We start from the raw sequence: 11,716 nt of genomic DNA on the forward strand, positions 1-11,716 counted from the left end.
TCTAATTTACGAAAAAATAAATCATTAATTGCTACCCTTTTCTATGGCCCTGTAAATGGCGTCCTGAATTCTTGGACGGATCTTCATGTTGCCTAATTTCTCTGATACTGAAGGGGTTACCCTGTTTGATAAGAAGACGTAAACGAGTCCTTTTGCAGGGTCTACCCACACGCATGTCCCGGTATATCCGGTATGTCCATAAGTTTGTGGAGAAGCCAGTTCAGAAGGATATTTCTTGCTGGCATCCGGATCCCAGCGGTCAAAGCCTAAGCCTCTCCGGCTGATGTCAGATTGCTTTTGCGTAAACATATCTACGGTCTGCGACTGGAAGTAGCGTGTGCCTCCATAAGTACCTTTGTTGAGTAGCATCTGATAAATGATGGCCACATCATTTGCGCTGGCAAATAAGCCGGCATGTCCGGAAACACCTCCTGCCAATGCAGCGCCCTGATCATGGACATAACCTTCCAGTAAGGTCTTTCTGAAATAAGTATCCTGCTCTGTAGGTACGATCTGATCTTTCGTAAACCGGTTACGTGGCAGGAATCCTGCGGTTTGCATCCCAAGTGGTTTATAAAAGTTTTCCCATACATAAGCATCCAGCGGGATGCCGCTCAGGCGCTCGGAGATTTCTTTCATCACATACATGCTGATGTCACTGTATACGTATTTCCCGCGGGTTTGAATCGGGGAGTTCAGCATCTTTGGCCACATGAAGTCTTTAAAAAATCCCTTTTTGATATAGTAGAAGTCAGCTACCTTGGTAGGGTAAGCGGCACTGGAATCTCTGCTATAATCTCCGGTTTTTATGAAATTATGGAAGGGAATGTAGGGAATAAAACCTGCCTGGTGTAACATCACCTCGCGAACTTTAATGTTGTTCATTGGGGATAGTCTTGCTTTAGGGATGTAAGCACCGATATTGGTATCCAGGTTTAGCTTATGTTCTTCATACAGACGCATCACTGTAGGTGTGGTGGCGGTAGTTTTTGTTAAAGAGGCCAGGTCGAAAATATCTGTTACTTTTTCCGTAAGACCATTGTTGTAAGTGTGGTTGCCATAAGCTTTGTTGAAGATTACTTTCCCGTCTTTGGCTACTAAGACGACGATCCCGGGAGCTGCCTGGGCGCGGATGGCTTCATTGGCAATGTTATCGATTTCCTTCAGGTTGTCGGAATTGACAGCTGCATCTTCCGGCAGGGTATATTTTAAGCGGGTAGGACTGGTTACGGAACCTGATCCGCTAAGGTACTTGGGAGAATAATTGGCGCTTAGTTTTTTGCTGGTGCCGATTCCTCCAAAGATCATTTGAGGAACGGTGATGGCCGCTTCGTCGTTGTTCTGGTTGGACCAGATCAGGGGAGCGTTAAGTCCATCAAAGGCGAGCAGACTTCCGGTTTCGCCGAAAAGGGAGATGATCATTTTTTTGCTTTTTGCCAGGCTGTTGATGAAGCCCATATTTCTGGGGTCATTTACGGCTGAAACAGGTAGGGAAATGATCACGAGGTTAAAATATTTAAGGTCGTCTTCCAGGTCGTTTAATGTAGTTGAGCTCAGGTACTGATCGGAAGAGAAGCTGCTTACTTTTGTGTACTTGTTGAGCAGGCTGTCAAATGTGCTGTGAAAGGCAAAGCCAAGACTTACCGAGGCAATGTTCTTTTTGTCGAGGTCAACCAGGGGAATGGTGTTGTCCTGATTATTCAGCAGGACCGTATTGCTGCTGATGGTATGGAGAAGAGAGAGCCGTTGTTGGTTTTGCTGGTGATCCTGTGCGCAGGCGTTGAAGGTGAACAGGGCAATGAAACTGATGGTGATGATTCCGGCAAAGTTATTTTTTCTCATATACTTTTTCTCCATTAACATAGGTTTTTAATACTTGTGTGTTTAATATTTTTGAGGGATCACTATTCATCAGATCCTGGTCGAGAATGATGAAATCGGCGAATTTTCCCTTTTCCAGACTTCCTTTTTCTTTTTCTTCAAAGTTTGCTTTAGCGGCCCATATGGTCATTCCCCTGAGCGCTTCTTCTCTGCTCAGTGCGTTTTCCATTTGGAAACCTCCTGTTGGAAAGTTCTTCGCATCTTTTCTCATCGTCGCGGCATAAAAAGTAAAAATCGGGTTAATGTCTTCTACCGGAAAATCGGTGCCTAAAGGTAACCAACCATTTTGCTGCATCAATTGTTTGTAGGCATATGCACCTTTTAGGCGTTCCTTACCCAGGCGGTCGCCAGCCCAGTACATATCTGAGGTAGCATGGGTAGGTTGAACGGAAGGGACAACGTTTGCATTGCCAAATAGCCCGAAATCTTCGGGAGCGACGACCTGTGCATGCTCTATCCGCCAGCGTTTATCATTTTTCCCGCCAAGTACTTTATTGTAAATTTTCAGTATGCTTCGGTTGGCAGAATCACCAATGGCATGGGTGCACATCTGGAAATTGTGTTTGGCAATCTTTTCTGCAACCTCTTCGAAATGTTTAGGATTGCTGAGCATAAAACCTGTCTTATCAGGCATATCATGGTAAGGGTGTAGTAAGCACGCCCCTCTGGAGCCTAAAGCACCGTCAGCATATACTTTAAAAGCACGCACATTTAGCCGTTCGGTCTTAATGGCCCCACGACTGAATAAGTAAGTATAATTGGGTTCGCTATCTGACAACATCAAGTATAAACGCATTTTTAAGCTTTTTGATGTGTGGAGCTTTTCTATTAAGCTGATCAGACTGGCATCTACACCGCAGTCGTCAATGGTGGTAAGTCCGGCGGCAAAACATTTTTCCTGTGCATCCAATAGTATTTTTTCTGCCTGTGAGGCTGTTGATGGTGGGATTTTGCTGTTTACAAGGTCTACTGCATTGTCGATCAGCAAGCCGGTCAGTTTCCCATTATTTTCTACAATTTCTCCACCCGTAAGTGCATAACTTTTGGTGATACCCGCGGTGGTTAGGGCTTTTTGGTTGGCTATTGCGGCATGGCCGTCGATTCTGGTAAGCAAAACAGGACGGTCAGGGAAGAGCAGGTCCAGTTGTTCTTTGTCTGGGAATTGTTTGTCACTCCAGTCGTTCTGATCCCAGCCTCTGCCGGTCAGCCATCCTTCCGGATGAGTTTTTGCAAATTCAGTTAAACGGCTGGTGACTTCCTTCCAGCTATTTGTTCCTCTTAGATCGGCAGTTTGAAGGCTCTCCCCGTAGCCAAAGAAATGGGCGTGGGCATCAATAAATCCCGGGTATACCGTTTTTCCGGCAGCATCCACTTCTTCTGTTGCGCTGAATTGTTTTTTGATTTCAGCGCTGCTCCCTACTCCGATGATCTTGCCGTCTTTGACTGCAAAGGCTTCTGCAGTGTCAAATTTATCGTTTACGGTGTAAACCTTGCCATTATATACAATTAAATCGGCGTTTTGGGCGTTGCAGCTACAGAAAAGTAAGCTGCCAATTGCCAGGCTTGCTAAGAGGTTTTTCATGAGTGTCTGTTTTTTAGCTGATAAGAAGCGATCATGATCTTAATTTCATTGGATGATCTATGAGATCATGTTGGTTTCATGAGTTAAAGATAGTGTGAAAATTCTGTCTGATTCTATCAAGAAACAATATATTTCCATGAAAAAGACAAATTATATACAAATGAAAAACAAGGATTGAGGCTTATTTTCCTTAAATTAGCCACCTTTACCAGCGAGAAATAAATGTCAGATATAATACAACTTTTACCGGATAGTGTTGCCAACCAGATCGCGGCCGGAGAGGTGGTGCAACGCCCGGCATCAGCCGTGAAAGAGCTTTTGGAGAATGCGATAGATGCAGGTGCAAACAAGATACAGTTAATTCTAAAAGACGGTGGCAAGGCATTGATCCAGGTCATCGATAATGGCTGTGGGATGAGTGTTACAGATGCGCGTATGTGCTTTGAACGTCATGCTACCTCTAAAGTCCGAAAAGCGGAAGACCTGTTTGCCATTCGTACAATGGGATTCAGAGGGGAGGCGATGGCTTCCATTGCTGCCATTTCCCAGATAGAAATGAAAACCCGCAGACATGAGGATGAGCTGGGTACTATGGTTGAGATCGAAGGTTCTGTTTTTATCAATCAGGAACCCGTGGCCACTGCTGAAGGAACAAGTATCAGCATCAAAAATCTTTTTTATAATACTCCGGCAAGAAGAAATTTTCTGAAAAGTAATCCCGCAGAAATGCGTCATGTACTGGAGGAATTTCAAAGGGTTTCACTAGCGAACCCTGCAATTGCTTTTAGTCTGCACCATGATGGCGTGGAAATCTTCCGTTTGCCTTCTTCCGTTCTGAAACAACGAATTGTCCATTTATTTGGAAATAATTATAACCAGCGATTGATTCCTGTAGAGGAAGAAACAAGTATCATCAATCTGAAAGGATTTATTGGAAAACCTGAGTTTGCCAAGAAAACGAGGGGAGAGCAATTCTTCTTCGTGAACAACCGTTATATCAGAGATACTTACCTGAATCATGCAGTAAATAAAGCTTATGAAGATTTGCTGCCCGACGATAACTTTCCGTTGTATGTTTTGTTCATTGACATCGACCCTGCGAAAATCGATGTGAATGTACATCCTACAAAAACGGAAATTAAGTACCTGGATGAGAAGTCTATCTACGCCATTCTTCATTCAGCGGTTAAAAGATCAATCGGAAGGTTTAATATCAGCCCGACTATAGATTTTGATCAGGAAACCGGGTTTAGCGGAATGATTACCCATAAAGCTCCTGAAGAGATTGTGCCGCCGAGCATTAGTTTTAATCCGGATTTCAATCCTTTCAAAGAGTCGCAGCCAAGTAAGGAGCCTACTGTGTTTTCCAGAAGCGGGGGAGCAGGAAGCAGTATCTCTCCAAGTACAAAAAACTGGGGTTCTTTGTACGAAATTGCCAACCACAGTCAGGCGGAACAGACTGCAATTGACTTGCCGGGGACATCATTACCTGATGACTCACTGGAGCCGGTACAGAAACAACTGATGCAATTGCATAACCGTTATATTATCTCTCAGATTAAATCAGGATTGATGCTGATTGATCAGCAGGCCGCACACGAGCGTATTCTTTATGAACGCTTTAGTAAAAACCTGGAAGATCGGAAAGGGGCCTCTCAACAAAGTCTCTTCCCGCAAACGGTGACCTTAAGCCCGAACGATTATGAGCTGGCAAAAAGCTTACTGGAAGATATAAAAAGTTTAGGCTTTGAAGTAAGAGAGTTTGGTAAAAACACGTTAATCATTGAGGGGATTCCGGTAGATTTAGGGAGTAACAATGTAAATGAAACGCAGCTGTTTGAACACCTGATTGAGGGTTTTAAAAACTCGCAGCAGGAACTGAAACTGGATAGGAGAGATGCGCTGGCCAAAAGTATGGCCAGAAACAGTGCCATTAAGAGTGGAACTGCACTTGGACAACAGGAAATGAATATGCTGATAGAGCAATTATTTGCCTGCCAAACACCTAACTTTAGCATTAGTGGCAAGCCGGTGATTCAAACCATTGGTCTGACAGAATTGGATAAGAAATTTGATAAATAGACAAGATGAATAACATTCATATTCCACCGGTAGTTAAAAACCTGCTCATTATTAATGTGCTTTTTTTTGCTGCTAAATATTTTTTGGGTACATCCGGAATGGACTTAGGTCGCATGTTGGGTGTTTATTATTTTGATTCACCCTACTTCAGGGTATGGCAGCTGATTACCTATATGTTTATGCACGGTGATCTCGGACATATCTTCTTTAACATGTTTGCCTTATTTATGTTTGGAGGTGTTCTGGAAAGCAGGTGGGGTGCGAAACGTTTTATTAACTTTTACCTGATTACAGGCCTGGGTGCAGTGGCACTCCAAATGGGGGTACAAGCTTATGAAGTTTATCAAATTACAGGATCGGCTATTAACAATCCTGTAACGGTAGATCTTGGAGCAACTATGGGAGCTAATATGGATGCAATAGCGATACCCGGAATATCAGATATGGGAAAACAGACCCTGATCGGAATCTATGGCTTCCCTATGGTAGGTGCTTCCGGCGCGATCTTCGGATTACTGGTTGCTTTTGGAATGCTGTATCCCAATACGGAAATGTACATCATGTTCATTCCTATTCCGGTGAAGGCGAAGTATATTATCCCGGTGTATATTCTGGTGGAGCTTTCTTTAGGAGTTGCCCGTGTTCCGGGGGATTCTATAGCCCATTACGCCCACCTTGGCGGTGCACTGTTAGGTTTTATACTGGTTAAATTATGGAAAGACAAGGATAACAACAGATTTTATAAGTATTATGAATAAGAATCTTTTTGAAGACCTGAAGTATAAGGTATTTCAGTCAGGAAACCCTTTGTTTTTTTATATCGGAATCAATGTGCTGCTGTTTGTGGTCGTTGCACTCTTGGGTATTCCTTTTTTCTTGTCAGGAACAGGAACGGTCGACTTTTCCCTCCTCATCAGAGAATACGCAGGTTATCCGGCATCCATTGCTAAATTACCGACGAGGTTCTACACGGTAATCACTTACCAGTTCTTCCACGATGGATTATTACACCTGCTCTTCAATATGCTTTGGCTGTTCTGGATGGGGAAAATTTTTCTGGATTTCCTGAAACCAAGACAGTTTCATTTCGTATACCTTGCAGGAGGTGTTGCAGGGGCTTTAATGTATACCCTCGCTTACAATATTTTTCCGGTTTTTTCCGGTAGTCTGCCGGAGGCTACCGTGATCGGCTCTTCTGCTGCGGTCATGTCAGTCATTGTGGCTACGGCTACATTGGTTCCTGATTATAGCATCCGACTGCTTTTTCTTGGAGATGTAAAGTTAAAATACCTGGCCATAGGTTATATTGCGCTGGACCTGATCGGAATTGCCTCTGCTAATGCCGGAGGAAGTTTTACGCATATTGGTGGTGCAGTAATGGGATTTGCTTATATTAAACTGTTGCAAAATGGAAGAGACTGGAGCAGTCTGTTTAAAAGAAAACCTAAATTAAAAGTGGTCAGAAACGACCAGGCAAAGTCTTCCGGTAATAAAACAAATGCGGTCAATCAACAGGAAATAGATGCCATCTTAGATAAGATTTCTAAAACCGGATACGACAAATTAAGCAGAGAAGAAAAGGAGACTTTATTTAAGGCAAGTAAACATTAATGAAGAAATCTAAACCGACATTTATCGATAAACTGGTTCGTTTCCTCGCGGTTGTTCTGGCGCTGGCCCTGCTATTGGGCTTTATGGCAGGTAGATTCGATCCCAGAAACTATCAGTTGATTGCTTTCTTTGGTTTGGCCTATCCATTCATTTTGCTGCTGAATATGTTTATGGTGATCTGGTGGTGCATCCGTAAGCGATGGGTTTTTGCCCTGTCTACAATTATTTTAATTTTAGTAGGCTGGCAGGCACTCACAGCTACCGTTGGCATTTCGGGAGAAGCGGGAAAAGGACCTAAATCTAATCCTGAGGCTTTTCGCATGATGACGTATAACGTGCATAGTTTTAAGCCTTATGGATTGGAAAATATAGAATCTGTAAAACAACAGATGCTGGAGCTGATTGGAAAAGAAAATCCGGATGTCATCTGTTTTCAGGAATATTTTACGCGTAGAAAGGGATCTTTTGATATTACGGATAGCCTGAAACGAATCCTGAATACGGATTACTTTTATTTCGTTCCCTCAAGTGAGAATAACTATGAAGCAACGGGCCTGGCCATCTTTTCCAGATACCCGATCAAAAATAAAGGAACGATTGCTTTCGGGCCGAATTTTGGTGGCAATGCCTCCATCTATATCGATGTGGAAGTGAATAAAAAGAAATTAAGGGTATATAATCTGCACTTGCAATCTATCTCTTTTGATAAACAGGATTATAGCTATATTGATAAAGTAGCAAAGAAGATGGATGCAGAAATTAAGCCTTCCAAACGTATTCTGAGCTTATTGAGGAATGCTTTTCTAAAGCGAAGCGAACAGGTCGATATTATGAAGGAGCATATGGCAAAATGCCAGAGTTCATTCCTGATTGCAGGCGACTTTAATGATACGCCGGCATCTTATGCAGTTACCCAGTTAACAAAATCATTAAACAACACTTTTCAGGAACAAGGTACTGGATTGGGAAGGACCTATAACGGTAAATTTCCTAATTTCCAGATCGATTATATTGCCACTACAAAAGACATCAAGGTGATGAACCATCTGGTGATCCCGGCTAAATTGTCAGACCACTTTCCTGTTCGCAGCGATTTGATATTAAACCCCTAAAATTTTTACCTTTGCAAAATGGATACAGGTCTACAGCTCTACAATACCCTTACGCGTAAAAAAGAAATTTTTGAACCCCTGAACGCACCTCATGTAGGTATGTACGTTTGCGGGCCTACTGTTTACAGTGACGTTCATTTAGGGAATTGTCGTACTTTCATTTCATTTGATCTGATCTTCAGGTATTTAAAATATAGCGGATATAAAGTGCGTTATGTGCGGAACATTACTGATGCTGGCCATCTGGAAGGAGATCGTGATGAAGGTGATGACAAGTTTGCAAAAAGAGCAAAACTGGAGCAACTGGAACCTATGGAAATCGTACAGAAATATACGCTTGGATTTCACGATGTCTTAAGGATGTTTAATACCTTGCCTCCAAGCATTGAACCTACTGCTACAGGTCATATTATTGAACAGATTGAGATGATCAAAGAGATCATCAGCAATGGATATGCTTATGAGGCAAATGGTACGGTTTATTTTGACGTAGAGAAATATAGTCAGGAATATAATTATACCATCCTGACCAACAGAAACCTGGAAGATATGCTGGCCAATACCAGGGAACTGGGTGGACAGGATGAAAAGCGCGGGCGACTGGATTTTGCACTTTGGATTAAAGCAAAGCCAGAAACACTGATGCGCTGGGCTTCTCCATGGGGAGAAGGTTTCCCGGGATGGCATATTGAATGTTCTGCGATGAGTGCAAAATATCTTGGTGAAGAGTTCGATATTCATGGAGGAGGAATGGACCTTGCTGCAACGCACCATACCAATGAAATTGCACAGTCAGAAGCTTGTAACCATAAACAGCCAGCTAAATACTGGATGCATACCAATATGCTGACTGTAAATGGGACAAGAATGTCTAAAACTTTAGGAAATGGCTTCCTTCCGGAGCAATTATTCAAGGGAGAACATGTATTGCTGGAAAAAGGCTTTAGCCCGATGACGGTTAAGTTCTTTATGCTTCAGGCACATTACCGCAGTACTCTTGATTTCTCGAATGAAGCATTGGATGCCTCAGAAAAAGGTTTCAGAAGGTTGATGAATGCGATCAGCTTACTGGATAAATTGAATCCTTCGGCAAACAGTGATTTTGAGATTGGCCCGATCAGGGACAATTGTGTGAAAGCAATGAATGATGATTTCAATAGTCCGGTAGTGATTGCAGAACTGTTCGAAGCAGTACGCATCATCAATACGGTGTATGATGGTAAAGGAAGTATTTCTGCCATCGAACTGGATAACCTGAAAAAGCTGATGAAGGATTTTGTGTTTGATATTTTTGGCCTTAAGGATGAAGAGAGTTCAAACCTGGAACTGAATTCAGTATTAGACATGGTGATCGAACTGAGAAAGACAGCTAAAGAGAATAAGGACTATGCTACATCTGATAAAATCCGCCTGGGGCTCCAGAGTATGGGTATTCAGTTGAAGGATAGTAAAGAAGGCACAACCTGGAATAAAGCTTAAGATTGTTTAATTGTTAATTACTTTTAAAAAATCAAGATCTACACAACCCTTATATTCGTACCCAAACTATACTTAAAATTATGATGAATAAATTTTTATATACAATAGTAGCTGTTTCTATGACCTTTGGCGCTTACGCGCAAAAATCGGATGGAAGCACTAAATCATTGGTTAAAGCAGAAAAAGAATTTGCGGAAGATCTGGCCAAACATGGTGCAAAAACAGCTTTTATTAAATATTCTGCGAATGATGCTCTGGTATTCAGGCCGAATCCTGTAAATGCAAAAACATTTTATGCAACTCAGGGGGAAGATAAAAATCTGAGCTGGGAGCCGGTGTATGCTAAAGTTGCAAGAAGTGGCGACTGGGGTTTTACTACGGGGCCTTTCATGGCAGATGGAGAAACTAAAACCTATGGTCAATTTCTTTCTCTATGGAAAGCAAAAGATGGCAGATGGGAACTGGCTTTGGATTTGGGCGTTACCCATAACAAACCTTTAAATAAAGTGGAGCCTTCTTTCATCGAGCCTAAGGACTTTTATAAGCCTAAGTTTGGCGGCGATAAGCAGAGAGCTGCTGGAGTTGATATCATTGCAACTACAGAGAAAACACTGAATACGATGCTGAAATCTTATGGAATTGCGGCTTTTGCAGGATTCTTAAATCCAGACGCAAGAGTGTTATTCCCGGGATATGAGCCAATCATAGGAAAAGATAAAGCTTTGGTTTTCTTTAATGGAATGGTCAAAAATATGAGCTTAAAAACTACGAAAGTAGACAAAGCTGATGGCGGTGATCTTGCTTATTCGTATGGTGTGGCTACTATAGATTACAAAGCTGATCTGAGAGAAAGCTTTAACTATGTTTTTATTTATGAGCGTCAGGCAGATCATAACTGGAACCTGATTGTACAGGCATTTGCTCCTGCTGAGCGTTAATCAAAAAATAACTTAACGAAAAAGGTTTCTTAAAAAAATGATTTAAGAAACCTTTTTTTTGATACAATTTTAAACCGGCCATTCGCACGTAAACAGAGATAAGGATTGATTCTTATTGACGTTAATAATGGTAAACAAAAACATTAATGAAGAAAAATATACTATTTGTTGCTGCCATCATGATGGCCTTCCAAAGTCAGGCTCAGAAATTCGATTTACAGGGACAGAGAGGGGCCAGAGGGATTATGCCGGAGAATACCATACCTGGAATGATAAAAGCGCTGGATTTGGGCGTAAATACCTTAGTTATGAATGCAGTGATTTCAAAGGACAAGCAGGTTGTGCTTTCTCAGGAACCTTATTTCAACTCTGAGATCAGTCTGAAGCCGGATGGAAAGGAAATCAGCTTAAAAGACCAGAAAAAACACAACATTTATAAGATGGATTATGCGGATGTGAAAAAGTATGATGTTGGAAGTAAAGTGCATAACAGGTTCCCGGGGCAACAAAAATTTAAAGCATATAAACCATTGCTGGATGAAACGATTGATTCCATAGAGAGCTATGTAAAAGAAAACAGGCTGGCAAAACCGAATTATAGTATAGAGACCAAAACGATTCCTAAAGGAGATAATGAGTTTCAACCGGAAGCGGCTGAATTTGTAGAACTGATCATGGAAGTGGTTAAAAGCAAGAAAATAGAAAAGAGGGTCACTATTCAATCTTTTGATATTCGTACGCTTCAGTACCTTCATGAGCATTATCCTAAGATCAAAACCGCTTTGCTGATTGATGAGAAGGAAGATTTCGAAAATAATATTCAGGAATTAGGCTTCAACCCGACGGTATATAGCCCATATTCTGTGCTGGTAGGTAAGGGATTGGTAGACCGTTGTCATGCAGCAGGCATCAAGATTATACCCTGGACGATTAATTCAACAAAACTCATGAAATACCTGATCGACCTTGGTGTGGATGGGGTGGTTACCGATTATCCAAATTTGTTTAAAGCGGAGCTTTTAGAACAATAG

Annotated in this window: 9 protein-coding genes; 7 read left to right on the top strand and 2 right to left on the bottom strand. The window is 42.0% G+C overall.

Going from position 1 to position 11,716, the window contains the following annotated elements:
• Positions 1-24 precede the first annotated feature (24 nt).
• Together BFS30_RS12155 and BFS30_RS12160 are read right to left on the bottom strand one after the other, a co-directional pair.
• A complete protein-coding gene (locus BFS30_RS12155) occupies positions 25-1,857 on the bottom strand; it encodes a serine hydrolase domain-containing protein (RefSeq protein WP_237028745.1) in 1,833 nt (610 codons plus the stop codon).
• On the bottom strand, positions 1,829-3,463 hold the full coding sequence (locus BFS30_RS12160) for an amidohydrolase (RefSeq protein ID WP_069379547.1): 1,635 nt from the start codon (positions 3,461-3,463) through the stop codon (positions 1,829-1,831). Before BFS30_RS12160 ends, BFS30_RS12155 begins: the two co-directional genes overlap by 29 nt.
• A gap of 222 nt (positions 3,464-3,685) precedes the next feature.
• On the opposite strand from BFS30_RS12160, the gene mutL reads away from it, so the two are divergent.
• From mutL to BFS30_RS12195, 7 genes are all read left to right on the top strand, one after another.
• Positions 3,686-5,545 carry a DNA mismatch repair endonuclease MutL gene (gene mutL, locus BFS30_RS12165; protein ID WP_069379548.1) on the top strand — a complete coding sequence of 620 codons (1,860 nt, stop codon included), beginning with the start codon at positions 3,686-3,688 and terminating at the stop codon, positions 5,543-5,545.
• Positions 5,546-5,550: 5 nt separating this feature from the next.
• Entirely contained in the window at positions 5,551-6,303 is a 753-nt protein-coding gene (locus BFS30_RS12170) for a rhomboid family intramembrane serine protease (RefSeq protein ID WP_069379549.1), read from the top strand.
• Positions 6,296-7,156 (top strand): rhomboid family intramembrane serine protease, encoded by an 861-nt coding sequence (locus BFS30_RS12175; RefSeq protein WP_069379550.1) that lies wholly within the window; start codon positions 6,296-6,298, stop codon positions 7,154-7,156. Before BFS30_RS12170 ends, BFS30_RS12175 begins: the two co-directional genes overlap by 8 nt.
• A complete protein-coding gene (locus tag BFS30_RS12180) occupies positions 7,156-8,268 on the top strand; it encodes an endonuclease/exonuclease/phosphatase family protein (RefSeq protein WP_069379551.1) in 1,113 nt (370 codons plus the stop codon). The genes BFS30_RS12175 and BFS30_RS12180 overlap by 1 nt, the downstream gene beginning before the upstream one ends.
• Positions 8,269-8,286: 18 nt before the next feature.
• A complete protein-coding gene (gene cysS, locus BFS30_RS12185; protein ID WP_069379552.1) occupies positions 8,287-9,747 on the top strand; it encodes a cysteine--tRNA ligase in 1,461 nt (486 codons plus the stop codon).
• Between the two features lie 80 nt (positions 9,748-9,827).
• Positions 9,828-10,685, top strand: coding sequence for a DUF4440 domain-containing protein (locus BFS30_RS12190; protein ID WP_069379553.1), 858 nt, complete (start codon positions 9,828-9,830; stop codon positions 10,683-10,685).
• A 146-nt stretch (positions 10,686-10,831) separates the two neighbouring features.
• Positions 10,832-11,716, top strand: coding sequence for a glycerophosphodiester phosphodiesterase family protein (locus tag BFS30_RS12195; protein ID WP_069379554.1), 885 nt, complete (start codon positions 10,832-10,834; stop codon positions 11,714-11,716).

Source organism: Pedobacter steynii (assembly GCF_001721645.1).
Taxonomy (GTDB): domain Bacteria; phylum Bacteroidota; class Bacteroidia; order Sphingobacteriales; family Sphingobacteriaceae; genus Pedobacter; species Pedobacter steynii_A.

Coding starts and splice junctions, on each gene's coding strand:
- BFS30_RS12155 (WP_237028745.1), bottom strand. CDS start 1,857: ATGGAGAAAAAGTATATGAGAAAAAATAACTTTGCCGGAATCATCACC.
- BFS30_RS12160 (WP_069379547.1), bottom strand. CDS start 3,463: ATGAAAAACCTCTTAGCAAGCCTGGCAATTGGCAGCTTACTTTTCTGT.
- mutL (WP_069379548.1), top strand. CDS start 3,686: ATGTCAGATATAATACAACTTTTACCGGATAGTGTTGCCAACCAGATC.
- BFS30_RS12170 (WP_069379549.1), top strand. CDS start 5,551: ATGAATAACATTCATATTCCACCGGTAGTTAAAAACCTGCTCATTATT.
- BFS30_RS12175 (WP_069379550.1), top strand. CDS start 6,296: ATGAATAAGAATCTTTTTGAAGACCTGAAGTATAAGGTATTTCAGTCA.
- BFS30_RS12180 (WP_069379551.1), top strand. CDS start 7,156: ATGAAGAAATCTAAACCGACATTTATCGATAAACTGGTTCGTTTCCTC.
- cysS (WP_069379552.1), top strand. CDS start 8,287: ATGGATACAGGTCTACAGCTCTACAATACCCTTACGCGTAAAAAAGAA.
- BFS30_RS12190 (WP_069379553.1), top strand. CDS start 9,828: ATGATGAATAAATTTTTATATACAATAGTAGCTGTTTCTATGACCTTT.
- BFS30_RS12195 (WP_069379554.1), top strand. CDS start 10,832: ATGAAGAAAAATATACTATTTGTTGCTGCCATCATGATGGCCTTCCAA.